Genomic DNA, 25,810 nt, shown 5'->3' with positions numbered 1-25,810 from the left:
GGAGTAGCTGTAATGTCCAATTCCGAGTGGATTCATGACCTAATTAACGAACACAATGCTCCCACAATGAGCGATAAACAGCGAAAGATTCTTGAAGCTGCCATCGATACTTTCTCAGAAAAAGGATATGCCGCTTCTTCTACGAGTGAGATCGCAAAAAAAGCAGGGGTTGCTGAAGGTACAATTTTTCGTCATTTCAAAACGAAAAAAGAGCTATTGCTTGCCATCGTGACACCAACTGTCGCTAAATTCGTTGCGCCTTTCTTCATAAAGTCTTTTGCAAAAGAAGTATTCGAGAACGAATATGAACACTATGAAGATTTTATAAGAGTCGTTGCTAAAAACAGACTGGAATTCGTTCGAAAACAGTTTCCTGTCTTAAAAATATTCATTCAAGAGATCGCTTTTCATGATGAATTACGTGAACCGTTCCAAAAACTTTTCACTGAACATGTGTATCAAAAGTTCAAGAAGGTCATCGAGCATTTCCAAGAAAAAGGAGAGATTGTTTCTCTTCCTCCGGAAACGATTATGCGCATGACAGCATCTAGTATCATAGGGTATATCTTGCCACGTTTTCTTCTTTTTTCGGATAAAGAGTGGGATGACGAAAAAGAAATTGATCAGATCGTAGCGTTTATCATGTATGGTCTTACAGGAAAACAATAACGAAAAAACAGAACCCGCTTTTTAAAAAGCGGGTTCTGTTTTTATTCGACTAGGATTTGGGGTTCAGGGGTAAAGTGAGAAAGTTGAACCTTCGTATCAGTAGTTGTCGGTGACATCACTTTAGCTGCAGGACTAAAAGCAATGAATAAACAAATGATGACAAATATATTCACTTTCTTCATATACTCACCTCCCCACTATTTCCTTTATGTTCACATTATTTCTTGATTCACCATATACATTACCCGAGAACCTCTCATCCTCAAGCCTGTTTTTTGGGCGTGATCGGCTTTAATGTGCTTTTTTCACTTAATAGGATGATGAACAAGCAAACAGCAAGTATTAAAAATATCACGCCAGATCCCATAAACCCATTAGCATAGGATAGTATATCTTCAGTAGGAACACTCTCATTGATCTCTATCCCTAAAAAATATACACCGATTCCATCACCGTCCACGGAGTGTTTTGCAATCTCTCTTAAGTTCAGTCCTTGCGTTAACAATAAGATGCCTATTATAGAAAACAGGATTCCTATTACCCATCTCATCTTTCAATCTCTGAAAAAGCTTCTTTTTGTAAAGCTTTAAATCTCGGACTCAGAACACTCCAAACATCAAAAAGATTCCCTTCTAGATCAGAAAAAACAAAATTCTTACCAGTATGTCCTCGATCTTCAATATCACCTGTTTGAATGCCCTGTGCTTTAAATTCAGTATGCAACGTATACAAATCTTCCAACCCGTCTACTTCAAACGTTAAAGAAAACCTTTTTTTTCCGTTATAGTCAGTAAAGTTTGAAGTCTCACCTTCTAATGATCGCACAAGAAAAAAACTTTGGTCTGCTAGATTAAGAATGGCTTTTTCATCATCACCATAACTTATCGTTGCCCCAAGCTTTTCTGCGTACCATTTAGCAGAATGTTCTACATCCTTAACAGGCACATAAGTCGTACCAACACGAATTAACTTTTCACTCAAGGACATTCCCTCCTCATGACATTGAATTAATTATATAAAAATTTCTTCTAATAAAAGAAAAATCCTCCATAAAAACAAGGGAACTTAGTTAAATAAAGAGAAATAATACAGGAATAAAGTAGCAGGAGAGTGAATACTTCATGAATGAATATCAATTTAAGAATACAATCCCTGTCCTTCGAATATTTGATGAAAATAAGGCAAGGGAATTCTACATAGATTTCCTTGGATTCTCGATAGATTGGGAACATCGTTACGAAGAAGATTTTCCAATTTATATGCAGGTTTCACTTGGGGATTGCTCCCTACATCTGTCTGAGCATCATGGTGATTCAAGTCCTGGAATTAAACTAAGGGTACACGTTGAAGGTATCCAAGCCTACCATCAATTCTTGGCTGAAAAAAATTATAAATTTGCTAGACCAGGACTAGAAGAGGCACATGGCTTTAAAGAAGTTAGAGTGGGTGATCCGTTCGGAAACGAATTTTGTTTTGTTGAAAAGATTGAATCTCTATAGTCTTTGTAAGCAAACGAATAAAAGACACCTGTAGTTATCCAGGTGTCTTTTATTCTTTATTCTAGCGCTCTTTTTGCTAACGTACTAATAACCATATCATCCATCGGAGGATTATGAAGTCCTGCTCGAACATCACGATAATGTCTTTGTAAGGGGTTAGACATAGCTAAACTTCTTGCTCCAACAATCCGCATAGCTAGATCGACCACTCTTGCTGCTGCATTTGTTACGATGTGTTTTACTGCCATTAATTCTGGACCCATTTGCATTCTAAAATGAGGTTCATTTACCCATCTATGTGCAACACTGTACAATACTTCTCTTGCATGTAAGAGCTCTAGCTCCATCTCTCCAACTTTTCGTTGCACTTCTGGCACCTCTCCAATCGGTCCTGGCAAACTATTTGGTTGATACGTTTTCGCAAATTGAACGGCTTCATTGCGAGCTGCAACCGCAACACCGATGTAACATGCTGGTATGTGAAGCAGCCATGCTTTTGGGAGTTCGCTCTTGCCTCGATCTGGTTCGACTAGTGCATTGTTACTCACTTTTACATCCTTTAAGATAAGATCATCACTTCGGGTTCCGCGCATCGCTACTGTGTCCCACGTTTCTTCAATCGACACACCTTCAGATTTCATAGAGATCATGAAATTCCCTTTTTTACCTGTATCTCCAATCTGTGCTGAAACAATCACATAATCGAGCGCAGGTGCCATGGAAGTGAAGGTTTTCCTACCATTGATAATCCACTCATTCCCTTTTTGAACGGCAGTTGTTTGCGGCATTCCTCCGCGAGTAGGACTTCCTGTTGCCGGCTCCGTTGCTGCCCTGTTAACTAAAATTTGTTCATACACTACTTTTTCACACAACGTCTTAAAAGTTTCTTCATCCCAAGTCCGCTCTTCAGCAAGTTCTAAAAAACAGCCGAGGTGCCATCCGAGACACAACGCAGTAGCAGCGTCACCCGTCGCGATTCTTTCTTGTAAAAGAACAAATTCATACAAACTTAACCCTTCTCCTCCAAATTCAGTTGGAACAGTTAGAGATAAATACCCCGCTTGTTTTAATTCATCAACATTTTCAAATGGAAATTCACCTTTTTGATCATATGTGTCCGCTCTCTTAGCAAATCCACCTACGAGCGTATCAATCTTATCAAACCATTCTCGTTGTTTCTCTGTTTTTATATACGTTTCATATAGATAATCCACCTGACGACAATCCCTTCTTAACAAATCAGAACAGTATGGTTTTAAGATATAGTGTATGCCTTTTTCATAAAGAACGGCAAGGTAAAAGCCCTATCAATGTAATTAACAAAAACTGCTCTCTTAAAAGGTACTATATAGGAGGAAAAAAATATTGATTACACATTTACAAGAACATATGTTCGTGTTATGATGAATTCAGGTTAGATATTCCAACGACTAACCTCCCCACCAGTTAGAGACCGGCTTACCAGCCGGTCGTATTGTTTCTATCTATTACGTTGACTTTTTTCTTAAGTATTGAATAATATCCATTCTACGAATAATGCCGATAAATACCTCGTTGTCATCAACTACAGGCACAAAGTTTTGTACTTCAACTAGTATCATTAAATCTTCCATCTCTGCATCTATATGCACAGGCTGATAATCTCTATTCACCTTCATATCTTTGATATAATGGTGATTGCACGTTTGAAAAGTAAGACCTTCTGTATTCTTAATTTTCCATAACAAATCACCTTCTGTGATTGTTTTAATATATCCTCCGTTTTCATCGATTACAGGGACTGCTGTATATCGATGGTGTTCCATCTTTTCAAGAGTCTGCCTGACTGTTGATGCCGCTTGTATACAAACCACTTCACTTTTTGGTAAAAGAAAAAATGCTATATTCATTTTCTTCCCTTTCTAATTCTCGTTTTGATCTGCAACAATATGTATGTCAATACCTGTTGCAATCCTCATAATATTATTTACAATCGATCCTTTTGTAATCTCTTCCCATCGACTTCTTGCAGATTGACCTAATATGATTTGAGTTATTCCGTTTTCAACGGCAATATCTCGAATGGTCTCTGAAATCGTTCGCTTATCCGTTTGTTCCACAATAAATGTAGCACTGAATTGAGTAGCTAGCTTCTTCCAATTTTGAATCTTCTTTCGATCTTCTTGTGAGCGGTTCATAGATGCTTCGTTTGTAACGTGAAGGATTAATAGATCAGTTTTTAGCCTACTGGCAATCCTCCAGCCTCTTCGAATTAATTTTTCGGCATTTCCACCATATTGAACGCAGACCATGATTTTTTCATGTACGCCGGTAGGACTCTGAAGGCCGTTTTGCATCCTTGTTTTTCCGATTCTTTCATCAATATCATCAGCGACCTCTCGCAACGATAATTCTCTTAATGCGCCAAGATTGCTATCTGTAAAAAAGTTTGTAAGTGCCTGCTCAATTTTACTTTTGTCATAAATTTTACCTTCGGATAATCTTTTACGAAGAATCTCTGGGGTGACGTCTACTAGTATTACTTCATTTGCCATTTTGTGAAGAACGTGATCAGGAATTCGTTCTCTTACTTTTATACCCGTGATCTGCTCAACAATATCATGCAAACTTTCTAAGTGTTGAATGTTTACAGCGGAAATAACATTGATACCCGCTTGTAAAATTTCCTCCACATCCATGAATCTTTTTTCGTTCGGTGAAGTTGGAACATTCGTATGTGCTAGTTCGTCCACGATTACTACATCTGGGTTTCGTTCAATAATCGCTTGTGTATCCATCTCTTCTAGTAATCTTCCTTTATATCGAACTTCCTTTTTCGGAACAATCTCTAGATCTCGAATTAGATCACTTGTTTCTTTTCTATTATGTGTTTCAACAAGTCCAACGAGTACATCAATCCCCTCCGCTTTCAGTTCATGAGCTTCTTGAAGCAAACGATATGTTTTCCCGACTCCCGGAGCAGAACCAATGTAGACTTTTAATTTACCTCTTTTTAATTGTTCTAATTCTCGTAAAATCTCTTCAGGTGTTTTTCGTTTATATTCTGGAAACAATCTTAATACCTCCTTACATGAGTAAATACCCCGGCCAATTATAGACCGAGGTTCATCAACCTATTCCATTACATCTTGAACTTTCATATTTAATTCCAAGACGTTTACATGCGGTTCACCGAAGATTCCTAAACTTCTATTTGTTGTTGAATCTTTAATCATGGCTAGCAATTCTTCTTTTTTAATGCCGGTTTCCTCACTCACACGCTCTGCTTGAAACTCAGCAGCACGAACAGAAATGTGTGGATCAAGACCAGAACCTGAATTTGTGATCAGGTCTAATGGAATATCTTTTTTATCTAGTTCTGGATTTTCTTTTTTCAATACCTTAATAGAGTCCTCTGTTCTTTTCAGCATATCTTCATTAGATGGAGCATAGTTATTTGATCCTGTAGCAGCTCCGTTATTTTCTATAGAAGAAACTCGACCTTGGAAATATTGCGGACTCTTATAGTTTTGACCGATTAATTCTGAACCAACAACCTTCCCATCGCTATTTTTCACAAGACTTCCATCAGCTTGTGACGGAAAGATCGTCTGTGCTAGCCCTGTCATTGCAACCGGGTAGACGATACCGCATAATACGATCAATAATAGTGACAATCTAATTATTTTAAACACACTCATAATCCTCCCGTTCATTGTTACATGAATACTTTTACAATCATGTCGATCAACTTAATCCCTATAAACGGGACTACAATTCCTCCCACTCCATAGATAACAATGTTTTTATACAACAATTTGTTTGCACTCATCGGCACGTATTTAACGCCCTTCATGGCAAGTGGAATCAAGAGCGGTATGATGATCGCGTTAAAGATCAGTGCTGAAATAATGGCACTCGTTGGGGAATGTAACCCCATTACATTGAGAGCCTGCATCTCTGGTATAGCAGCTGTAAACATTGCTGGTATAATGGCGAAATACTTCGCAATATCATTTGCAATACTAAACGTGGTCAAAGATCCTCTAGTCATGAGCAACTGTTTGCCAATCGCTACCACTTCAATGATCTTCGTTGGGTCTGAATCAAGATCAACCATGTTTGCCGCTTCTTTTGCTGCAATGGTTCCCGAGTTCATCGCGAGTCCTACATCTGCTTGAGCAAGTGCTGGGGCGTCGTTCGTTCCATCTCCAGTCATAGCAACTAGCTTTCCTTTTTCCTGTTCTTCACGGATCACACGTATCTTATCTTCAGGCTTTGATTCGGCAATAAAATCATCCACTCCTGCTTCTTTTGCGATGGTTGCAGCAGTTAAGGGGTTATCTCCTGTACACATGATTGTTTTGATTCCCATTTTTCTTAGTTCATCAAAACGTTCACGCATTCCCGGCTTAACGGTGTCTTTTAAATAAATTACTCCATAGATTTTTTCATTCTTACAAACGGCAAGCGGAGTACCACCTTTTTTCGCTATCTCATCACTTTTCTTTTTCAGATCTTCTGGAATCTCTCCAGCTTGCTTCTCTACAAACTTGATGATTGAGTCAACAGCACCTTTTCGATAATGAAAACCATTCAAATTAATTCCACTCATACGTTCTTCTGCTGTAAAAGGTACGATTTCAGCTGCATCGTAAGCTGAAGCATCCCAAGAAACACCTTGGTTTTTGGCTAATTCTAAAACTGATCTTCCCTCCGGTGTTTCATCAAATAAGGATGTTACGACTGCCATTTCAGTTAATTCTTTCTTTGCAGACCATCCTACCGGAATAAATTCTGCAGCTAGACGGTTACCAAATGTGATCGTCCCTGTCTTATCTAAGATGATGGTATTAATATCACCTGCTGCTTCAACTGCTTTTCCTGACATCGCTAATACGTTAAAGCGCGTTACACGGTCCATACCAGCGATTCCAATCGCTGATAATAACGCACCAATTGTTGTTGGAATGAGACAGACGAGTAGAGCTATTAGTGTTGACACTTCTAGATTTACTCCTACATAATCAGCTATTGGAACAATCGTTACGACTACTAACAAAAAGATGATCGTCAACGTTACAAGCAAAATGTTAAGTGCGATCTCGTTCGGTGTCTTTTGACGTTTAGCCCCTTCTACTAAGGAGATCATCTTATCTAAAAATGACTCACCTGGATCTGCGGTAATCCTAACTTTGATGAAGTCACTGACCACTTTTGTGCCGCCAGTTACAGAACTAAAATCTCCTCCTGCTTCTTTAATGACTGGTGCTGATTCTCCTGTGATAGCAGATTCATCAATGGACGCAAGCCCTTCGATAATCTCACCGTCACCCGGAACCATATCACCTGTCTCGATTAAAACGATATCTCCTTTACGAAGATCTTCTGAAGATACTTCTTTGATCGTTCCTGATTTGACCACTTTTTTTGCGATCGTGCCTTTTTTCGTTTTCTTTAAACTATCGGCTTGCGCTTTTCCTCTACCTTCTGCTAAGGCTTCTGCAAAATTTGCAAAAAGAATGGTGAATAAAAGGATTAAGAAAACCGATAAGTTATAACCAAATCTACCTTCAGCATCAAACTGCTTAGGCATGATCATCATGAGCAAGACAAGGAATGTTCCGATCTCTACTACAAACATAACCGGATTCTTCATCATCGTTATTGGATTTAACTTCACTATACTTTCCACCATCGCTCGGCTGATGAGGCCAGAACGAACACTCTGTTTGGATTGATTCATTTTTATCTGCACCTCTCTAAATTAACGGATCGACAAGTATTCAGCTATTGGTCCAAGCGCCATTACGGGTAAGAAGGTTAACGCACCAATAATAAGCACTGCCCCAACAAGAATACCTACAAAAAGGATGTTGTCTGTTCTAAACGTACCAATCGTTTCAGGAACAGGTTGTTTTTTTACAAGAGACCCTGCTACAGCGAGCAAAGCGATGATGGAAACGTACCTGCCAAGTAGCATGACAAGTCCTGTTGAGATATTCCAAAACGGCGTATTGTCTCCAAGACCCTCAAAGCCTGAGCCGTTATTTGCTGCAGCAGAAGTATACTCATAGAGAACTTGTGAAATACCATGGAATCCCGGGTTGCTTATCGCCCCTTTTCCAAGCTCTGTCATAAAAGCTAAGGCAGTCGGACCCAATATGATCAACGGGTGTGCAAGAAGCGCTATCGTTATAAGTTTCATTTCTCTTGGCTCTATTTTACGGCCTAAAAATTCTGGTGTACGCCCAACCATCAGACCGCAGATGAACACTCCGATGATCGCATACATGAGCATGTTCACTAAACCTACTCCATCTCCACCAAACACTGTATTTAACATCATAAGTGACAATGGTGTAATTCCACCAAGGGGAGTCAAGGTATCATGCATGTTATTAACCGTTCCTGTTGTAGCAGCTGTCGTTACTGTGCTAAACAGTGCAGATTGAGCCATTCCAAAACGAACTTCTTTTCCTTCCATGCTTCCTTGTTCTGAACTAAGACCGATAGCATTCATTGCTGGATTTCCGTTACTTTCGGAAATATAGATTAAAGATAAGAACGCAATAAAGAGAATAGCCATCGCACCGAAAATAACCCAGCCTTGTTTTTGATTTTTAGCAAATCGTCCATACGTGTATGTTAATGCAGCAGGTATACACCACATTGATAGTATTTCGATCACATTAGTTAACGGACTAGGATTCTCAAAAGGATGTGCTGAGTTCACTCCAAAGAACCCCCCACCGTTCGTACCTAAGTGTTTAATAGAAACGAGCGAAGCCACTGGCCCTGTTGCGATTTCCTGCTTCTCTCCTTCTAAAGTTGTAATCTGAATCGTACCATCTAACGTTTGTGGAACTTTTAATCCAACTAAAACGAGGGTGACGACAACAGCCATTGGAATAAGTAAACGAGTATGGCCTTTTACAAAGTCTTCAAAAAAGTTACCAATCGTTGTACCTTTGCTTGTAATACCACGAATAAATGCAATTGCTACAATGATTCCAGTCACTGCAGAAGTAAACATCATCATCATGATGACAGACATTTGAGAAAAGTAAGATAGTCCTGTTTCTCCACTATAATGCTGCAGGTTTGTATTCGTCATAAAACTGACAATCGTATTAAAGGACAGCGTCGATTCCATGTTGTCAATTTGGCTAGGGTTTAATGGAAGCCACTTTTGAAGTCTTAAAATGACATAGCCGACTGCGACCAGGACAATGTTCGTTAATAATAATGACATCGTATACTTTTTCCATGTCATGCCTGGTCTTTCTTTTATTCCAGATATTGAATAAATGATTTTTTCAATTCCAGCAAACACTTTATCTGTTTTGTTAGATTTGTTGGAAAATACGTGATAGATATAGCTTCCTAGTGGTTTCACGATCAGAAGCAGTAAAAGAATCACGATTACCATTTGCAAAACGCCCATTACCTTGTTCCTCCTAAGTAAATCTTCAAATGTATGTTAATTAGTTACCTTAAAATTTTTCAGGATTAATCAATGCGTATACTAAGTACAAAAACACGCCACCTGTCGCAATCATCGTTATTATCATTTTTTCTCGTCTCCTCCAACAACTCGATCACACCAGTAAATAAAATTAAAATAAACCAAAAATGAAACGATTAGAGTTAAAACCATATAAAGATCTAACAATGCAACTTCCTCCTAACTAACTAGTACACTACTCATAAAAACTTGATAGCATATGTGACAAATCTTTAATCGCATCTTGTGCGTCAGAACCTTCCACTCTAAGTGTGATCGGTTCATCCAGATTTTTAGAATAATGCGACAAAAAGAATAGATTAACAGAGAGCAATCCTTTCGCATTAATCTGTATGCCTTGATAAAAGAAAAGGATCTCACTTTCAAAAGAACCAGCAGCATTGACAAATTCATTGATCTGTCCGATCGATAACCGTTTTGGCAATAAAACAACTGACTCTGTCCCCATGTTTTTCCCTGCCTATCATTGGTTTGAAATACAGAGGGAACTTTTATGATTTAGTCCCCTCTTAAATTGTTTAACCTTTACTTCTAAGCGCGTTTTGTATGACCCATTTTGAGAGACTATGTTGAATCACACTTGCATAATAAGCATTCAATTGATCTCTTTTCGCTTTTAACAAAATCTGTTCAATTTCGTTTGGACTCAATCTCATAAATGAATTCCTCCGCTCATTTTTTATGAAGAAAGTAAGAATTGAATATTTCCGGTTTTGTTATAGATCACGTAATCAGCACCTAATTCCTTATAAACTCTGGAAACATACCGTGTGTCTGATTTGATGACATAAACAGGTATGTTATAGATGCTGCGAATGAGTTCAATCGTTTGACAGCATTCTAAAAATCCTGATTCAACAACAATAATCTTTTGAACAAAAGGACCTACCATTTCGATGAATTTACGCTTGTCACCATAATTCATGACATATACATGTTGAAAACCAACTTGTGAGAGTCTATCTGCTTCATTTCGGTTAGGAACACAGAGAACAAGAGATTGATAGTCGTCACATAATCTTAGTTTTGAAATAAATACATCTGAAACTTGATCTGGAAACATAATGAGCACGTTCCCGGATGATTTCCCCATCGTTACATCCTCCATTTCGAAAAAAAAGGCAACAAAAAAGAAGCCTGCGGAAGAGGAACTCTTCTCGCGGCTTCTACACATACTTGAATAAGCGTGTGAATACACGAAATTTGTTGCCTCTCTCTGAACGCTTACGGAGTTAGCTGACGGATTCGGGCTTGAGAGTAGCCCTACTCGATCTCTCGAGATTCACCCCATGCAGACAAGATAGCCTGCGATTGGTTCCCCCGCTTCCTAAAAGTTTTAGGAATTAAGCGATAAAGACGCATGATATAAATATCATATTTTAAGTTGTCATTACTCTTTGTTAATGTTCACCTTCCCTCTCCTACCACGCTTACGAAGTTAGCTGACGGGTTCGGACGGCAGAAGTCGCCCGACTTAATAAGTTTCACCCCAGGCAATAAAAAACTGCCGATGGTTCCTCCGTTCCAAAAATGGATTCAGCGGTCATGGAAAAATTTTAAAGTTTTACGATAAGAAATATATTACTCCTGCTTTAGTTCGTTGTAAACGAACTAAAAACTCCAAAATATTTATATTTCACTTGAAAATAATAAAAATACAACCTTTTATTTCATAAATAGCAAACAAATCATCTAATTTCTTTTATTATCTTTTATTTACGGTGTTTTTTAAATAAATTAATAGTTGTAATATTCTAATAAATTAAATTGATAAATACAAAGTTTTAATCATAATAACTCATAAAAAAAACTAAGCAAATTGAACTTTGCTTAGTTTTGTTAAAAAGATCTGAAATCCAATCTCTGTCTTTTCGTCCAGAGCCATACTCCTGTGAACAAATGGATTGCAATTACAACGAAGACAGCTCCATAACTTTCTGTAACCCAGCTCACAAACCAAATGATCGGCAGAGCTAAGAACAGGTTTACGAGCATTAAAACCCATGAAGTTCTTGCAATCGCTACAAAGAAAAGAATGATCGGTAAGATTAAAAAGATCCAGAATAGTACGTTTTGAAATGTTGCCATGACTTCCCCTCCGCTTTTCATTATAAAAGGGGTTCGCCATAATCTCCACCTTTAACCTGGTACTTTTTCTAATTGCAGCTCTTTTTTGTTTTCATCTTCATCCATATCATACTTAGGTAGAGTTAACATATAGAAGAGTCCAACCACAATCAGACATCCTCCAATTACCCAAAACAGCATTTCCACAGTTAAAACTTTCGGGAAGAGCACTGCGATTAAACCGAGAGTCATCGTATGAGACAACATATTGATCGGTGAGATCCATCCTTGGACACGTCCCATCATTTTAGAGTCTACGATTTTAGGTAACCAGCCCCCGATACCGATATTGATCAATGGAATGCTAAACCCAGCCAATCCCGTTAAAATAAAGAATGACCATACATTTGGTGCTATTGCGCATAAACCAAGAGATATTCCACTAACGAATAGACCGAGAACAATGGCATAGGAAAGTCTAATCTTTTTAGCGAGCATCGAACATAAAACACTGCCTGAAAGTATAGACACACCAAACACAACACCCATCCACATCATCATTTGCTCATAATTATCTGGTGCTAATTTGTATTTCATGATAAATGCCGGCATAACTGACAACCCGCCATTTACTATGCCAAACAAGAAAAAACCAAAAATTAACGAAAGCAGAAGTTTAGATCGTTTGATGTAAACAAATCCTGCAACAAAATCCTTCCATACCATCTTTACTCGTATATCTTTGAACGAGTGTGGTCCGTTCGGTAGACGTACATCTTCATTTACTTTCATACTCATAATGAACAGTGCAGATAAAACATATGTAAGAAGATCGAATGCAATGGCTCCCTGTATTCCTACACTCCAATAGATAAAAATAGCAATCATGTTTCCAAATAGCATAAACAAACTGCCTACCATTTGATTTAATCCGGCCGCAATTGCATATTCTTCTTTCGTAAGGACGCCTTGAACCATAGCTTGGTCAGCCGGATGAAAGAATTTCCCCACTGCACTCCTTAAGAATAGAATCACAAAGATCAGAGGCATCCAATCCAGCCAAATCGCACCCATCAACAAGAGGCACAACACTGCGCAAATCCAATCACAATAGAGGGCGATCTTCTGACGATCCATACGATCAGCTAACACTCCTACAAGAAAGAAAACAGCTAGCGTTGGTAGAGAATACATCAATTCGGCAAGGGTTGCATAAAACGGCTGTTCACCGAACTTATCTAGCAAATAAAACATAAAAGCTGTAACACCAATGATACTTCCCATCATTGAAGTAAAACCAGCAAAAAACAACTTTCTGAAGTTTTTATTCTGAAACACTTTCAGAAATTCCTTCACATCAAGACCTCCATTTTACATAATTAACCACTTAATCATTTTCCACCTAATTCCATTCATTGTAAATGTATTTTTATAGCTTTTCATATGAGGGATTATGCATATTCTCTCTATTGATAACGGTGAAATATGATCATACTTTGAATAAAAGCGATGCTACGATATAGTAAATTTTTTTAAAGGTTGAACTTTATGCTTTATGACGATACTCTAGACAGAGAGCATAATAGAGAGGATACTGACATGATTCATTTATTTTCACACAATGATTTAGACGGAAAATCGTGCGGTTATTTAGCACAACTAGCATTTGGAGACAATTGTAAAATTTCGTATTGTTCACACGGAACGATTAACGATCGTGTAGAGATGCTGCTCGATAATCCGAAAGAGAGAAAAACAGAAATTATCATTACCGATATTGCGGTCAATGAAGAATTAATGATGAGGCTTGATGAACGCTCGAATGCTGGCGGAAAAGTGAAGCTGATCGATCATCATGCAACAGCGCTTCATTTCAATGGCTTTGACTGGGGGCATGTTCAAGTTCGTTATGACGATGACCGTTTAACATGTGCCACTTCCCTTTTCTACGAATACTTGATCGAGAACAATAAGCTTAAACCAACAGGTGCACTCGATGAATATGTAGAGCTTGTCCGTTTATATGATACGTGGGAATGGTTTGACCAGAAGGTTGAAGCTAAGCGTTTGAACGACTTATTCTTTATCCTACCTCCTGATAAATTTGAAGATCAGATCATGGATCGTTTAAAAGGTGATACCTTTCAATTCTCAGAAACAGAAACAACGATTCTCGATCTAGAAGAAGAAAACATCGCAGATTACATCAAAAAGAAACAACGTCAGATGGTCGAGATCTGGGATACTTGGTCTTTAGGGGAGGAATCTGAAGAGAAAACGTATAAGATTGGGATTCTACATGCTGAACGCTATCACTCTGAGCTTGGAAACGAGATCAATCGTGAAAATCCTCATTTAGACTTGATCGTGATCCTAAATATCGCAAACAAACGAATCGGTCTTCGTACCATTCATGATGAAGTGGATTGCTCCATTTATGCGAAGCAGTATGGTGGCGGCGGGCACCCTAAAGCTTCTGGTGGAAACATGACTTCTGAAGCATTTGAAAAGTTTGTTGTTGCTGCATTCCATGAACAGCCTAGACGAATCGATGCACCAAAGAACGAGCACAACGTGAAGGAAAATCCTGATGGCAGCTTATATGTGAACAATCACCGTGAAGTATCTAAGATTTATTCTGAAGATAACCAAACATGGGTGATCACTCATAAGACTCATCCAGTTGAAGAAACATTTGAAAGCTATCAAGATGCGGAAAATTACGTCAAGCGCCACTTTGAGGGTTGGCTGATGCGTGATGATGAAGCAAATAACAATAACTAACCTTTATACCTTGGCTTTTACAGCCAAGGTATTTTTATTTACATACCGCGTTCACATTGACACCGAAAACCTAGAGTACTGCCCTCCTGTATAGGAGATCTGGTTAAGAAAAGACGCTTAGAATAACTCTAAGCGTCTTTTCTTCTATCATTTGGAATGATTCTGCAACTGCTCTAACATACTTGTCAACGTTTCATTCAATGTTGAGAGTTCCTCTTTTCCCATCGGAATATTATCAACAAGCTGATTTGGAATACACTCTGCTTTTTCTTTTAAAGCATTTCCTTTTTCCGTTACAGACACGATCACACTTCGCTCATCTTGTTCTGATCTTTTTCTTTCAACGAGACCATTCATCTCCATGCGCTTTAACATGGGAGTAAGGGTCCCTGAATCTAAAAATAATCTTTGCCCTAATTCTTTTACAGATAATGAATGTTTTTCCCATAATAGAAGCAAAACTAAGTATTGTGGATATGTGACGTTGAGTTCTTTTAACAACTCTCGATAAAGCTTTGTGATCTCACGTTCCGCTGTATAAATTTTAAAACATATTTGATTTTCTAATTTTAAGGTTTCACTTTTCATGATGTTTCCTTTCTTTTTGTAAAGGGTACTTGCATTATAGCACAATTTAGTTTTACCCAATTAAATTGTTTGACTCTACAAAAAGGATACGTTATGATGATTACGAGTTATTTAGTTGTACACAATTAAATTTTACACAAACAAAGGAGTGTTTTGAATGGAAGCATTATACACAGCAAAAGCAACAGCTGAAGGTGGAAGAGCAGGTACGGTTAAGAGTGATAATGGTGTTTTAAATCATGAATTAGCTATGCCAAAAGCGCTTGGTGGATCAGGAAGCGAGAACGCAACAAACCCTGAGCAACTATTTGCAGCAGGATATGCAGCTTGCTTTGATTCAGCACTAAACTTAGTTGCACGTCAAAGCAAAAAACGAATTGAATCAAAAGTGACGGCTGAAGTTTCCATAGGGAAAGATACCGATGGCGGGTTTAAGCTTGCTGTAGTTCTAAACGTTGGGGTTAATGGAGTATCACAAGAAGAAGCTGAGGAATTAGTAAAGACTGCTCACGGTGTTTGTCCTTATTCTAAAGCAACAAGCGGTAACATTGACGTTGAATTAAAAACTGAACTTTTATAATGAAAGACTAAAAGGGCCAATCGAATGGCCCTTTTTTATTTGTATCTTCCCTTCTTACCCCTTTTCACTTCTTAGGGCCGTATTACCTCCTAATTTCTTTTTTAAAAAAATTCTTTGTTCCTATATCTAATCAAAATAAGTAGTCGTATAATTATTCATAAATAAATAATTATTCAGAATTGAATAGCTTATTCTGTTGCCAAAGGACTGATTAACTTGAGTCAATCAAAAGATTGGAATGAAAATGAACAGATTCTTCATTCTTTAAAAGACGACATCTTAGTAACTAATGTAGAAGGTATTATTCTTAAGGTGAGTGAGGCTACAGGAAAGATTTACGGAGTTGAATCAGACAGCTTGATTGGAAAATCTGTATATGATTTAGAAGCTCAAGGGTTATTCACACCGATTCTCACACCAATGGTTGTAAAAGAAAATAAAAAAATCACGTTTGTACAAACAACAAATAAAGGAAAAAAACTGCTTGTTACAGGGATTCCTGTATATAACGAACAAGGCGAACTATATAGAATTGTGAGCTATTCACACGACATTACAGAACTCGCTCAATATAAAGAGTTTTTGTTTGCTATGGAAGAAGAAATGCAACGCGTAAAAACAGAGCTAGGTCTATTAAGAAGCAAACAACTTCATGATGCTGGAATCATCGCTAAAAGTGAAGATATGAAAAAAGCAGTTTCAACAGCACTTCAGTTGTCTGAAGTAGATGTGAATGCACTCATCTTAGGAGAATCTGGTGTCGGGAAATCATTGTTAGCTAAATTTATCCACAATCGAAGTCATCGTTCAAAAGGGCCATTTATTGAGGTTAACTGTGGTGCTATTCCAGATTCATTATTTGAAGCAGAATTATTCGGTTATGAACCTGGGGCTTTTACAGGTGCGCATCAAAAAGGCAAAGTCGGCCTTATTGAACTATCGAACGGAGGCACACTTTTCTTAGATGAGATCGGTGAACTTCCCCTTCAGCACCAAGTTAAGGTTTTAAAAGTCATACAAGAAAAACAGTTTTATCGTGTTGGAGGAACGAAACCAATCAAAGTAGATTTCCGTTTGATCTCAGCTACAAACAAAGATTTGCAGAAGGCGATCCATGAGAAACAGTTTCGCGAAGATCTCTATTTTCGTTTAAACGTTGTACCTGTAACGATTCCCCCACTCAGGAAGAGAACCGAAGATATCGTACCACTTATACATATGCTCTTACAGCAATTCGAAGAAAAATATAACAAGAATAAAAGATTAGATGAAGCTGTCATTCATCATCTTCTGCATTATGAATGGAGAGGAAATGTACGGGAACTGATCAACATCATGGAACGATTAGTGGTACTCTCTCCTACCACTCTTATTACGGACGAGCACCTTCCGGATCATGTAAAAGAAGGTGCATCAATTCCCTCTCCGTCTATTCATACCGAACAAACACTTAAACAGATGTTGGATGATAGAGAGAAACAGATTTTATTAGCAGCTAGAAAGAAATATAGAACGACCATACGGATGGCAGAAGCACTCGGCACTAGTCAGCCTTCAATCGTAAGAAAAATGAAAAAATATCAGATAATTTAGTTTTTTGGCATGATCCTTGCATGGATATTCTATATAGAAATTATTTATACAACATGAGTATGGAATATCTAGGAGGTAATACACGTGTCAATGAACAACTGGAGCAACCTTGTTAGCGAAATGCCAAACCTATTAGCGCCAAGTATGGCAAAAGATCATCCGAACCTACCCGTCGTAAAAGCAGAGGGCTGCTACTATTATGGATTGGATGGAAAGCAATATCTTGATTTTACTTCTGGTATCGCAACGGCAAATACCGGACATCGTCATCCAAAAGTGGTCCAAGCTATCAAAGATGCAGCAGATCACCTCATGCATGGACCATCTGGAGTCATCATGTATGAGTCAATCTTGAAGCTGTCAAAGGAACTAGCTCTTGTTCTGCCAGGTGATTTGGATTGTTTCTTTTTCGCCAACAGCGGAACAGAAGCAATTGAAGGGGCTCTGAAACTCGCCAAGCATGTCACAAAAAGACCGTATGTGATTTCTTTTACCGGATGCTTTCATGGTCGATCTCTAGGTGCGTTGAGCGTGACAACATCCAAAAGTAAATATCGTAAGTTTCTTCAGCCGAACGGCCTTGCCTATCAAGTTCCCTATGCAGATGTAAAGAGCGCACCTAGTGGAGTAGATTCAGAAAACTATGTCATCGAGAAGCTTGAGAAAGATTTTGAAACACTGTTTAATCATCAAGTAACACCTGAAGAAGTCGCCTGTATGATTGTAGAACCTGTTCTAGGTGAAGGAGGCTATATCGTTCCACCGAGTGGCTGGCTGAAGAAGATCAGAGAAGTTTGTGACAGACATGGCATCTTGCTGATTTTCGATGAAGTTCAGACGGGATTCGGAAGAACAGGTGAATGGTTCGCTGCTCAAACGTTCGGAGTTACGCCAGACATCATGGCTATCGCAAAAGGTATTGCTTCTGGATTGCCACTAAGTGCCACAGTTGCTTCTAAAGAACTCATGCAGCAATGGCCTCTCGGCAGTCACGGGACAACATTTGGTGGAAATCCGATCGCATGCGAAGCGGCGCTCGCTACAATTGAAGTCCTAACTAAAGAAAAACTAATCGAAAACTCAAAAAACATGGGAAATTATGCATGTGCAAAATTGAAAGAACTTCAAGAGCGTACTCCGTTAATCGGGAGCATTCGTTCAGTAGGACTTATGATTGGAATTGAAATTATCGATCCTTTTACAGGCAAACCAGATGGTCAAGCACTCATAAATATTCTAGACAAGTGTTTAGAAAAAGGCGTTCTTTTTTATCTTTGCGGAAATCATGGTGAGGTTATCAGAATGATTCCTCCTCTTACGATCAACCAAGATCAAATCGATCAAGGTCTTGCTGTCCTTGAAGAGTCACTTACAGAGTATTTGGTTGAGGTTCATGCTCAATTATCAAAGAATTACCAAAACGCGTAAACGCTTAGTTAAAGAATTACACTAAAAAGGAGGTTTTTTATTATGCAAACTTTTGATACAGTTATTATTCTTTTGTATTTTGCCGTATTGATTGGAGCAGGGATCATTGGCTCTACTAAAGCGAAGACTTCTGAAGATTTCACATTAGCAGGACGCAACCTTGGTATGTTTATGTATCTTGGTTGTTTGTCTGCCGTCATCTTAGGAGGTGCAGCTACGATCGGAACGACAAAGCTAGGTTATCAATTCGGAATTTCCGGTATTTGGTTTGTATCTATGATTGGTTTAGGCATTATTCTTTTAGGTACTATATTTATTAAAAAGATTGATTCACTAAAAGTCACAACGATCAGTGAATTATTAGGAAAACGGTACAAATCCGAAACACGTCTGTTAAGTGCCATCGTGGCTTCTATATATACTTTGATGATCGCAGTTACCCAAGTGATCGGGATGGGGACGATTATTAATGTACTGTTAGGCTGGAGCTTAACGACTTCCATGTTAGTTGGAGGAGGGATCGTCCTCTTCTACACAATCCTTGGCGGAATGTGGAGTGTTACAGTCACGGATATTATTCAATTCATCGTAATGACGGTTGGTATCTTCTTCATTATGGTTCCTATGAGTCTTTCAAAGGTAGATGGTATAGGAAATCTATTAACAAAACTTCCCCAATCTCACTTAGATTTCACAGGGATCGGTTATCAGCAGATCTTCCAATACTTTTTGTTGTTTGCGCTCGGTATGGTTGTATCACAAGACATCTGGCAACGTGTCTTCACAGCAAAATCTAGTAAGATAGCTAGAAATGGATCGATTTTTGCAGGAGTTTATAGTTTTGCATACGCGATTGCTGGAAGCATTATCGGAATGTGTGCATTCATAGTGCTACCTGCCTTGGATAATCCACAGAACACGTTTGCAGAGATGGCACTTACCATTTTACCTACAGGAATATTAGGTCTTGTACTTGCAAGTGTGTGTTCAGCACTTATGTCAACGGCATCAGGTTCGTTACTTGCCTCTTCTACTCTGATTACGAACGACATCTTAAAACAATATTTCTTGAAATCTCCTAGCGACAAACAAATGATTAAAGCATCAAGACTCACAACACTTGTTATTGGTTTAATCGCGATTACTTTTTCCATATGGATTCAAGATGTACTCGTTGCACTTGATGTAGCTTATGCGATTCTATCGGGAGCCATCTTCATCCCACTCGTTATGACGTTCTTTTGGAAACGAGCGACTCCTAATTCAGGATTCTATGCCATTTTAATTTCTACGGTTGTTGTACTAGCAGGGCTATTTATTGAAGGACTCACAGCAACAAACCCTATTCTTTATGGAATGTCTGCTGGACTGGTTAGTATAATAGGAATTTCCTTATTCACTGCACCAATCTCTACTGAATTTGATACACCGTTTGATGAAGAGGTTGTACTTGAAGAAGTAGAAGAAGGAAGAAAACAAGCTTAAATATAGAAAAGCCTTTCCCGAGGGAGAGGCTTTTCTCATTATTATTCAACAACTTCAATAGCAAATGCATAAAGTGCATCTCCATCAGAAACATTTTCTTTTTCCTCAGACATCCACCAAACGCTATATCCGTAAACGTAAGTACCCAGTGTATCCGGTGCTATAAACGTATTTGTTCTTACATCTATTTTCCGTTCATTTTCCTCATGAAATTGTGATAGATGATATTCGTTTGGCTTGGAATCACCTTTCATCGCAAATGAAATTTCGGCTCCTGATCTTACTTGAATCGGTTTTTCGTTAGAAACAAGTTCAATGGGACCTGCTGAATCTACACATATACTTGAAAAGTTTGATTTCCAGCAATAAGAACCAAGCTTCATTACGTGTTTTTCATTTCCAATGACAGCAAAAGCAGTTGGTGGCTTTTTTCCAAGCATTTCACCATTAGAGTCTTTTGAACAACCAACAAGTACTAGTAGAGCTATAGTTAAAGTTAAGATGATTTTTCTCATAACTGCTCCCTTTTTTAATACTTGACGTAACAAAGGGTACCAAAGTTACATTCTCTCTTATTTTCCACCGATTCCAAACGATAACAACAGCAGACCGAATATAGAGATCAAAGCCATGAACAAGATAAAAAACAACCCAAAAAACTTAGCTTTTCCAGCTTCTTTCTTCACAATTGCTATAACGCTAAAGATGACACCGATAAAATACAACATGATTCCACTAAAAAGAAAGATAGCAACTTGTTGAGCTACATCATCTCGAACGATGAACGGCCAGCCAGCAAGTAGAATTCCCGCTATACAAAACCATAATGATAAACGACCAAAACGCAGATTCAATGTATGGACACACTCCTGTTTAAATTCTTCAAAAGAAGTTCAATATCCATTGTTGCCATTTTCCCTTCAAAAATCAACTATCTACTAAATAAAATAATCTTTGTAATAAACTAATATGGAGATGAAAGAAACGAGGGTATAAATAACAGCCGTATAATAAGGATAACTTGGTTTGAACGTTGCTTTTTCTTCTTCAATCTTGATTCCTGTCATAGCTTGCGCCTGCATGCGAACCATGTTTGATGAAAGTCCACCTTTTGAAGTGAAAAATCGAATCGTGAGAGCAAAAATCAAACCAACAAATAATGAAGTATCAATAAACGCCACTCCTAATAGATTTGCAACCACATAGTTAATAACAAACAATAAGAAAACGGTAACGATACAGCTAATAAAATGTTTCATGATATCTCCTCCTCAAAATGTTATACGAATAATTAGGAATAAAGTTCCAAATTTTCAAGGGGCATTTAACCAATCAAAACACGCCCGTACAAGTTTGCATCGGGCGTGTTCGTATCTATTATTCTACTTTATTCAATATCTCATCATTCGTTCATTTACTCGTTCGCTAAAGATATATCTGTATTGTGCAGTTCGGAACAATTTCGCCTCTAATGCATATTTAGATTGGGGTAAAATTAAATTAGCGGTATTTTTAAAGTGGACACTGCACGTGTCAGAATCTATGGAATCTATTCGTTGAACATGCGATTGGGATAACCAGATGCACGTTTCATTCTTAGGAGATTCTACAGGAAAAAAGAAAATGCCTAGTTCGAGGTTGATCATGATCGGGGATAAACTCACATAGCCCATAGACCGACGAACTGCTTCACGCCTGCCTTCATAGCTAGATCCAAAAAACAAACAGCTCTCGTTAATAATTTTTATGGGGCTGAGTGCAACTCTTTCGTTTTTTTCGCTTTCTAAAATTTCGGTTTGAACCTCTCCATATTCGTTATAAAACGGTAAGAGTGCCATAGTACTCGTATTAATTTCGTAGGATCGAAGAAGTAATGTTTTTTCCATTTATACATCCTCCCTTTATATTGTTAAATGACCCTTAACTCCTCCCCTTGGAAAAATAGAAAGTAAAATACTCCCAATAGGTAAATTATACTAATTGTTTTGACAAGAATCTATATAATTTTACAAAAATTTTAACTATTTAAATAAACAGTAAAATAATTCCTCAAATAGGTTTGAATACTAGCGAATCGTGGAATACATAACAGGGCGAAATGGACGATTATTTCGACCTGTTTTTCCTACTACTTAATGAATAAGAGGCTGATGAAAGATGGCAAAAGGTGATCTGCTGATCATTGGTGGCAATGAGGACAAGAGCGAAAAGAAAATAATCTTATCCAGATTCTCTGCACTATGTAAAAATCGTCAAGGTCCGATAGGAATCCTGACAACAGCATCCGGCTATCCGGAAGAAGTAGGCAGTGAATATTATCAACTGTTTCAAACCTTACATGGTACTAAGCCACTGCTTTTCCATTTAGATTCCCGTGAAAAAGCGGAAGACCCTGAATTACCCGAACAACTTTCTTCTCTGTCTGGTCTTTTCATGACAGGGGGCGACCAATTAAGACTAACAAGTATTTTAGGTGGCACATCCTTTTATAAACACCTCTTTCGAGAATGGCAAGACGGTTTGATCATCGGTGGAACGAGTGCCGGTGCTGCTGTTATGAGCAGATTGATGATTATCTCATCAAAGCTGTTTGAAAAAGAAGATGTTTCTATACTTGAGTTAGGTTCAGGCTTTGGATTTTTAGAAGACGTAATTATTGATCAGCACTTTTCTCAGCGTGATCGGTTTAGTCGTCTCATGCGTGCTATCGCGTTAAACCCTCAGATCATTGGCATCGGTATCGATGAAAACACTGCAATCTGGGTTCATAACGACGGCAAGCAGTTTGAGGTGATCGGTGAATACAACGTGAGCATATTTGATGGCAAGACATCGACGTATGTAGATATTGCTGAGAATAAAGGAAATATGACGATTTCCGATATCCGTTTCCATACACTTGGAGCGGGTGCTGTATTTGACTTATACAAACGAGAATTAATCATCACTTAAGGAGAGAACGTCTTAATGAAAATCAACCGCGTCAATTACTTAACGGGACCGAACCTTTACAGCTTTAAACCTACTATATGGATTGAGCTTGATATAGAAGAATTCGAAGAAAAACCCTCTAACACAATACCCGGGTTTATAGATACATTATTAAAAGTCATCCCTTCCCTTCACACACATACTTGTTCAAGGGGTTATGCAGGTGGATTCGTAGAACGCCTTCATGAAGGAACATGGATTGGACATATTTTAGAGCATATTGCACTTGAGATCCAACATCTTGCTGGCATCTCAGTCAAACGTGGCAAAACGATTACAAGTGAACGAAAAGGAATTTACTTTGTAACGTATGATTATGCGGAACCAAAATCAGGATTTTACGCATTTGAAGCTGCTCTTGAAATTGTAACCGCTATCTTAGATGGGAGACAAATTAGTGCTGATTCTTACATCACCCATACCTCTGACCTGTATCATCTACATAAACTAGGTCCGAGTACGGAAGCCATCTATGAAGCTGCACGAAAAAGAAAGATTCCAGTAGAACGTATCGGAACAAACAGCTATTTAAGAATTGGAACGGGTAAAAAGCAAAAATCGGTCCAGGCGACCATATCCTCCCAAACGTCTTATTTAGCAGTAGAAAATTCTTGTGATAAAGATATGACCAAAACATTAGTAAGAGGTGCTGGTCTCCCAGTTCCTAAAGGTGATGTTGTTTCCAATGAATATGAGCTGCTTCAGTCAGCTGAAAATATTGGTTACCCGCTTGTCATTAAACCGCTTAACGGCAGACAGGGACAGAACATCATAACAAATATTCAAAATGACACTGACTTAATTGCTGCTTTCCGCTGTGTGTTCAGCGAAGGTACTTCATATATTCTAGAACGATATTATGCAGGCAATGATTACCGTTTTTTCGTCGTAAATAAAGAGTTAGTTGCAGCAAGTCTTCGTCTTCCGCCATTTGTAATCGGTGACGGCTATAAGACGATAGCTGAACTCATTGATGAAGAAAACTTAAATCCATTACGTGGTGATGGTCATGAAAAAGCGATGAGCAAGATTCCTTTAGATGAACGTACGGTCGTTCATCTTGAGAAAAGTGGCTATTCCCTTCAATCCGTATTAAACAAAGGAGAATCTTTAGAAGTATTAGGTAACGCAAACCTGTCTACAGGCGGTTCGGCAATCGATGTGACAGATGATGTTCATCCTGATTATCGTAACATGGCTATTGAAGCGGCAGAAGCAGTTGGTCTTGATATTGCAGGAATTGATATTCTGTCGCCAGATGTTACGGTTCCTTTTGTTGAAGGTGAAGCTGCCATTCTTGAAGTGAATGCAGCTCCTGGCATCCGTATGCATCTTCATCCATCGCAAGGGAAAAAGAGAGATGCAGGTGGAGCCATCGTCGACTATCTGTTTGCTTCTCGTGAGGAAGCTGCGGTACCTGTTGTTGCGGTAACAGGCACAAACGGCAAAACGACGACCACTCGTCTTGTTTCACATCTTTTACAGAAAGAAAACATAACGGTTGGATATACGTGTTCTGATGGTGTTTGGGTAGGTGATCAGCAACTGGACGCAGGAGATTGCAGCGGACCAAGAAGTGCGCGCAAAGTTCTGGCTCATCCTTCTGTAGATATCGCTGTGTTAGAGACTGCTCGAGGTGGAATGTTGCGTGAAGGCCTTGCGTTTCGCTATTGTGACGTTGGAATCGTAACCAACGTTAGTGAAGATCATCTTGGGTTGAATGGCGTAGAAACATTAGTAGATTTAAAAAAACTGAAGCAGACGGTTGCTGAAGTTGTTCTTCCAGAAGGTACATGTGTATTGAACGCTGACGATTCACGATGTGTTGATATGGCGAATCATACGAATGGCGAAGTAATTTTCTTCTCCCTTTCGGTAAATAATCCAGTTATTCAAGATCAGTTAAAGCAAGGATTAAAAGTTTGGTATCTAGAAGATGACTGGGTTGTATTCAACGAGAATGGTAAATCAGAAAGATTTCTTCCAGTATCACACATTCCGATTACGATTAATGGTGCTGCCCGACACAATATCGCGAATGTCCTTGGCGCTCTTGCAGCTGCTCATTCATTAGGAAGACCTTTGTCTGAGTTACGAAGCAAAGTGATCACTTTTCTTTCTTCGGAAAATCAAAACAGAGGTCGCTTCAACGTTTTAAACATTCATGATCGCACGATTGTGGTAGATTATGCGCATAACCCTGCTGGTTTGAAGGCACTCTTTGAAACGGTGGATCATCTAAAGAGTGGCCGCGTGATAACAGTGGGTTCAGCAGCTGGAGACAGACAAGACCAAACGATACAAGAGATGGGTCGAATATTTGGTACTCACTCAGATATTTTTATTATAAAAGAAGATGTAAACCTAAGGGGACGAATTCCAGGTGAAACGGTTCATCACCTTTATATGGGTGTAAAAGAAGCTGAAGGCATTACATCCGTTTCTGTATATCCTAAGGAAGCTGAAGCTTTGATACAGGCATGGGAGTGCTCCGAGCCTGGTGACACACTTGTCTTCCTCTATGACGAATACACGTCTATTCAAGGTATCCTGCAGAAAATTAGAAATTCAAAAGCTGTAGGCGTACTGCAGAAAGCAGAATAAGAAAAAGCAGTTCCC

29 protein-coding genes and 2 riboswitches are annotated in these 25,810 nt (G+C 38.6%); of the genes, 9 read left to right on the top strand and 20 right to left on the bottom strand.

Going from position 1 to position 25,810, the window contains the following annotated elements:
- Positions 1-12: 12 nt before the first annotated feature.
- A complete protein-coding gene (locus tag HU823_RS13250) occupies positions 13-669 on the top strand; it encodes a TetR/AcrR family transcriptional regulator (RefSeq protein ID WP_197222394.1) in 657 nt (218 codons plus the stop codon).
- Between the two features lie 41 nt (positions 670-710).
- Here HU823_RS13250 and HU823_RS13245 read toward each other — a convergent pair whose 3' ends face one another.
- From HU823_RS13245 to HU823_RS13235, 3 genes are all read right to left on the bottom strand, one after another.
- Positions 711-851 carry a hypothetical protein gene (locus HU823_RS13245; RefSeq protein ID WP_186320563.1) on the bottom strand — a complete coding sequence of 47 codons (141 nt, stop codon included), beginning with the start codon at positions 849-851 and terminating at the stop codon, positions 711-713.
- 80 nt (positions 852-931) lie between these two features.
- Positions 932-1,219 (bottom strand): hypothetical protein, encoded by a 288-nt coding sequence (locus HU823_RS13240; RefSeq protein WP_144701565.1) that lies wholly within the window; start codon positions 1,217-1,219, stop codon positions 932-934.
- A complete protein-coding gene (locus HU823_RS13235; RefSeq protein ID WP_197222393.1) occupies positions 1,216-1,650 on the bottom strand; it encodes a VOC family protein in 435 nt (144 codons plus the stop codon). The genes HU823_RS13240 and HU823_RS13235 overlap by 4 nt, the downstream gene beginning before the upstream one ends.
- Before the next feature lie 140 nt (positions 1,651-1,790).
- Here HU823_RS13235 and HU823_RS13230 point away from each other — a divergent pair, with 140 nt between their 5' ends.
- Positions 1,791-2,168, top strand: coding sequence for a glyoxalase superfamily protein (locus HU823_RS13230; RefSeq protein WP_197222392.1), 378 nt, complete (start codon positions 1,791-1,793; stop codon positions 2,166-2,168).
- Between the two features lie 56 nt (positions 2,169-2,224).
- Here the strand turns inward: HU823_RS13230 and HU823_RS13225 are convergent, their stop codons facing one another.
- The 12 genes from HU823_RS13225 to HU823_RS13170 form a co-directional block, all read right to left on the bottom strand.
- Positions 2,225-3,382: an acyl-CoA dehydrogenase family protein gene (locus tag HU823_RS13225; protein WP_197222391.1), complete on the bottom strand. Its 1,158-nt coding sequence runs from the start codon at positions 3,380-3,382 to the stop codon at positions 2,225-2,227.
- A 273-nt stretch (positions 3,383-3,655) separates the two neighbouring features.
- Positions 3,656-4,057, bottom strand: a complete 402-nt coding sequence (locus HU823_RS13220; protein WP_197222390.1) for a CBS domain-containing protein — start codon at positions 4,055-4,057, stop codon at positions 3,656-3,658.
- A gap of 12 nt (positions 4,058-4,069) precedes the next feature.
- On the bottom strand, positions 4,070-5,221 hold the full coding sequence (gene kdpDN / locus HU823_RS13215; RefSeq protein WP_144701580.1) for a KdpD-like non-kinase potassium sensor: 1,152 nt from the start codon (positions 5,219-5,221) through the stop codon (positions 4,070-4,072).
- Positions 5,222-5,281: 60 nt separating this feature from the next.
- On the bottom strand, positions 5,282-5,848 hold the full coding sequence (gene kdpC / locus HU823_RS13210; protein WP_231607453.1) for a potassium-transporting ATPase subunit KdpC: 567 nt from the start codon (positions 5,846-5,848) through the stop codon (positions 5,282-5,284).
- Positions 5,849-5,865: 17 nt separating this feature from the next.
- On the bottom strand, positions 5,866-7,893 hold the full coding sequence (gene kdpB, locus HU823_RS13205; RefSeq protein ID WP_197222388.1) for a potassium-transporting ATPase subunit KdpB: 2,028 nt from the start codon (positions 7,891-7,893) through the stop codon (positions 5,866-5,868).
- Between the two features lie 21 nt (positions 7,894-7,914).
- Entirely contained in the window at positions 7,915-9,594 is a 1,680-nt protein-coding gene (kdpA, locus tag HU823_RS13200; RefSeq protein ID WP_197222387.1) for a potassium-transporting ATPase subunit KdpA, read from the bottom strand.
- Positions 9,595-9,643: 49 nt separating this feature from the next.
- Entirely contained in the window at positions 9,644-9,709 is a 66-nt protein-coding gene (gene kdpF / locus HU823_RS22310; RefSeq protein WP_370630109.1) for a K(+)-transporting ATPase subunit F, read from the bottom strand.
- A 141-nt stretch (positions 9,710-9,850) separates the two neighbouring features.
- Positions 9,851-10,123, bottom strand: a complete 273-nt coding sequence (locus HU823_RS13190) for an HPr family phosphocarrier protein (RefSeq protein ID WP_144701591.1) — start codon at positions 10,121-10,123, stop codon at positions 9,851-9,853.
- A gap of 70 nt (positions 10,124-10,193) precedes the next feature.
- Entirely contained in the window at positions 10,194-10,331 is a 138-nt protein-coding gene (locus tag HU823_RS13185; RefSeq protein ID WP_186320564.1) for a hypothetical protein, read from the bottom strand.
- Between the two features lie 23 nt (positions 10,332-10,354).
- On the bottom strand, positions 10,355-10,768 hold the full coding sequence (locus tag HU823_RS13180) for a hypothetical protein (protein ID WP_197222386.1): 414 nt from the start codon (positions 10,766-10,768) through the stop codon (positions 10,355-10,357).
- Positions 10,769-10,880: 112 nt separating this feature from the next.
- Positions 10,881-11,035: riboswitch (cyclic di-AMP (ydaO/yuaA leader) on the bottom strand.
- Between the two features lie 51 nt (positions 11,036-11,086).
- Positions 11,087-11,227: riboswitch (cyclic di-AMP (ydaO/yuaA leader) on the bottom strand.
- A gap of 287 nt (positions 11,228-11,514) precedes the next feature.
- Positions 11,515-11,763, bottom strand: coding sequence for a hypothetical protein (locus HU823_RS13175; protein ID WP_144701597.1), 249 nt, complete (start codon positions 11,761-11,763; stop codon positions 11,515-11,517).
- Between the two features lie 51 nt (positions 11,764-11,814).
- A complete protein-coding gene (locus HU823_RS13170) occupies positions 11,815-13,098 on the bottom strand; it encodes an MFS transporter (protein ID WP_197222385.1) in 1,284 nt (427 codons plus the stop codon).
- Positions 13,099-13,341: 243 nt separating this feature from the next.
- Here HU823_RS13170 and HU823_RS13165 point away from each other — a divergent pair, with 243 nt between their 5' ends.
- Positions 13,342-14,526, top strand: a complete 1,185-nt coding sequence (locus HU823_RS13165; RefSeq protein ID WP_197222384.1) for a DHH family phosphoesterase — start codon at positions 13,342-13,344, stop codon at positions 14,524-14,526.
- A 147-nt stretch (positions 14,527-14,673) separates the two neighbouring features.
- Here HU823_RS13165 and HU823_RS13160 read toward each other — a convergent pair whose 3' ends face one another.
- Positions 14,674-15,114 (bottom strand): MarR family winged helix-turn-helix transcriptional regulator, encoded by a 441-nt coding sequence (locus HU823_RS13160; RefSeq protein WP_197222383.1) that lies wholly within the window; start codon positions 15,112-15,114, stop codon positions 14,674-14,676.
- 157 nt (positions 15,115-15,271) lie between these two features.
- Here HU823_RS13160 and HU823_RS13155 point away from each other — a divergent pair, with 157 nt between their 5' ends.
- The 4 genes from HU823_RS13155 to HU823_RS13140 all read left to right on the top strand — a co-directional run bounded on the left by HU823_RS13155 (position 15,272) and on the right by HU823_RS13140 (position 20,200).
- Positions 15,272-15,694, top strand: coding sequence for an organic hydroperoxide resistance protein (locus HU823_RS13155; RefSeq protein WP_137790096.1), 423 nt, complete (start codon positions 15,272-15,274; stop codon positions 15,692-15,694).
- A gap of 216 nt (positions 15,695-15,910) precedes the next feature.
- Positions 15,911-17,287, top strand: coding sequence for a sigma-54 interaction domain-containing protein (locus HU823_RS13150; RefSeq protein ID WP_144701609.1), 1,377 nt, complete (start codon positions 15,911-15,913; stop codon positions 17,285-17,287).
- A gap of 90 nt (positions 17,288-17,377) precedes the next feature.
- The gene (locus tag HU823_RS13145; protein ID WP_197222605.1) at positions 17,378-18,715 is read left to right on the top strand and encodes an aspartate aminotransferase family protein; all 1,338 of its coding nucleotides are present in this window, start codon (positions 17,378-17,380) and stop codon (positions 18,713-18,715) included.
- Between the two features lie 42 nt (positions 18,716-18,757).
- Positions 18,758-20,200 carry a sodium:solute symporter gene (locus HU823_RS13140; protein ID WP_144701615.1) on the top strand — a complete coding sequence of 481 codons (1,443 nt, stop codon included), beginning with the start codon at positions 18,758-18,760 and terminating at the stop codon, positions 20,198-20,200.
- Between the two features lie 41 nt (positions 20,201-20,241).
- On the opposite strand, the gene HU823_RS13135 is transcribed toward HU823_RS13140, so the two are convergent.
- The 4 genes from HU823_RS13135 to HU823_RS13120 all read right to left on the bottom strand — a co-directional run bounded on the left by HU823_RS13135 (position 20,242) and on the right by HU823_RS13120 (position 22,086).
- On the bottom strand, positions 20,242-20,715 hold the full coding sequence (locus HU823_RS13135; protein WP_231607452.1) for a hypothetical protein: 474 nt from the start codon (positions 20,713-20,715) through the stop codon (positions 20,242-20,244).
- A 57-nt stretch (positions 20,716-20,772) separates the two neighbouring features.
- The gene (locus HU823_RS13130) at positions 20,773-21,054 is read right to left on the bottom strand and encodes a hypothetical protein (protein WP_066392454.1); all 282 of its coding nucleotides are present in this window, start codon (positions 21,052-21,054) and stop codon (positions 20,773-20,775) included.
- An 84-nt stretch (positions 21,055-21,138) separates the two neighbouring features.
- Complete coding sequence (locus tag HU823_RS13125) at positions 21,139-21,459, bottom strand: hypothetical protein (RefSeq protein ID WP_144701618.1); 321 nt, start codon at positions 21,457-21,459, stop codon at positions 21,139-21,141.
- Between the two features lie 132 nt (positions 21,460-21,591).
- Positions 21,592-22,086, bottom strand: a complete 495-nt coding sequence (locus tag HU823_RS13120; RefSeq protein WP_197222382.1) for a competence protein ComK — start codon at positions 22,084-22,086, stop codon at positions 21,592-21,594.
- A gap of 271 nt (positions 22,087-22,357) precedes the next feature.
- On the opposite strand from HU823_RS13120, the gene HU823_RS13115 reads away from it, so the two are divergent.
- Together HU823_RS13115 and cphA are read left to right on the top strand one after the other, a co-directional pair.
- Positions 22,358-23,152 (top strand): cyanophycinase, encoded by a 795-nt coding sequence (locus HU823_RS13115; protein ID WP_066392448.1) that lies wholly within the window; start codon positions 22,358-22,360, stop codon positions 23,150-23,152.
- A gap of 15 nt (positions 23,153-23,167) precedes the next feature.
- Positions 23,168-25,795 carry a cyanophycin synthetase gene (gene cphA, locus HU823_RS13110; RefSeq protein WP_197222381.1) on the top strand — a complete coding sequence of 876 codons (2,628 nt, stop codon included), beginning with the start codon at positions 23,168-23,170 and terminating at the stop codon, positions 25,793-25,795.
- The last annotated feature ends 15 nt before the right edge of the window (positions 25,796-25,810 follow it).

Source organism: Fictibacillus sp. 18YEL24, from assembly GCF_015903855.1.
Classification (GTDB): domain Bacteria; phylum Bacillota; class Bacilli; order Bacillales; family Fictibacillaceae; genus Fictibacillus; species Fictibacillus phosphorivorans_C.
Note: the sequence above shows the minus strand (reverse complement) of the source record. Positions and strands in the feature narration are given on the sequence as shown.

Bases quoted from the DNA above. Each gene is read 5' to 3' on its own strand.
- kdpB (WP_197222388.1), bottom strand. From the start codon at position 7,893: ATGAATCAATCCAAACAGAGTGTTCGTTCTGGCCTCATCAGCCGAGCG.
- HU823_RS13245 (WP_186320563.1), bottom strand. From the start codon at position 851: ATGAAGAAAGTGAATATATTTGTCATCATTTGTTTATTCATTGCTTTT.
- HU823_RS13175 (WP_144701597.1), bottom strand. From the start codon at position 11,763: ATGGCAACATTTCAAAACGTACTATTCTGGATCTTTTTAATCTTACCG.
- HU823_RS13240 (WP_144701565.1), bottom strand. From the start codon at position 1,219: ATGAGATGGGTAATAGGAATCCTGTTTTCTATAATAGGCATCTTATTG.
- HU823_RS13180 (WP_197222386.1), bottom strand. From the start codon at position 10,768: ATGGGGAAATCATCCGGGAACGTGCTCATTATGTTTCCAGATCAAGTT.
- HU823_RS13155 (WP_137790096.1), top strand. From the start codon at position 15,272: ATGGAAGCATTATACACAGCAAAAGCAACAGCTGAAGGTGGAAGAGCA.
- HU823_RS13115 (WP_066392448.1), top strand. From the start codon at position 22,358: ATGGCAAAAGGTGATCTGCTGATCATTGGTGGCAATGAGGACAAGAGC.
- kdpC (WP_231607453.1), bottom strand. From the start codon at position 5,848: ATGAGTGTGTTTAAAATAATTAGATTGTCACTATTATTGATCGTATTA.
- HU823_RS13120 (WP_197222382.1), bottom strand. From the start codon at position 22,086: ATGGAAAAAACATTACTTCTTCGATCCTACGAAATTAATACGAGTACT.
- HU823_RS13165 (WP_197222384.1), top strand. From the start codon at position 13,342: ATGATTCATTTATTTTCACACAATGATTTAGACGGAAAATCGTGCGGT.
- HU823_RS13250 (WP_197222394.1), top strand. From the start codon at position 13: ATGTCCAATTCCGAGTGGATTCATGACCTAATTAACGAACACAATGCT.
- HU823_RS13230 (WP_197222392.1), top strand. From the start codon at position 1,791: ATGAATGAATATCAATTTAAGAATACAATCCCTGTCCTTCGAATATTT.
- HU823_RS13140 (WP_144701615.1), top strand. From the start codon at position 18,758: ATGCAAACTTTTGATACAGTTATTATTCTTTTGTATTTTGCCGTATTG.
- HU823_RS13135 (WP_231607452.1), bottom strand. From the start codon at position 20,715: ATGAGAAAAATCATCTTAACTTTAACTATAGCTCTACTAGTACTTGTT.
- cphA (WP_197222381.1), top strand. From the start codon at position 23,168: ATGAAAATCAACCGCGTCAATTACTTAACGGGACCGAACCTTTACAGC.
- HU823_RS13220 (WP_197222390.1), bottom strand. From the start codon at position 4,057: ATGAATATAGCATTTTTTCTTTTACCAAAAAGTGAAGTGGTTTGTATA.
- HU823_RS13145 (WP_197222605.1), top strand. From the start codon at position 17,378: ATGAACAACTGGAGCAACCTTGTTAGCGAAATGCCAAACCTATTAGCG.
- HU823_RS13160 (WP_197222383.1), bottom strand. From the start codon at position 15,114: ATGAAAAGTGAAACCTTAAAATTAGAAAATCAAATATGTTTTAAAATT.
- HU823_RS13185 (WP_186320564.1), bottom strand. From the start codon at position 10,331: ATGAGATTGAGTCCAAACGAAATTGAACAGATTTTGTTAAAAGCGAAA.
- HU823_RS13190 (WP_144701591.1), bottom strand. From the start codon at position 10,123: ATGGGGACAGAGTCAGTTGTTTTATTGCCAAAACGGTTATCGATCGGA.
- kdpA (WP_197222387.1), bottom strand. From the start codon at position 9,594: ATGGGCGTTTTGCAAATGGTAATCGTGATTCTTTTACTGCTTCTGATC.
- HU823_RS13125 (WP_144701618.1), bottom strand. From the start codon at position 21,459: ATGAAACATTTTATTAGCTGTATCGTTACCGTTTTCTTATTGTTTGTT.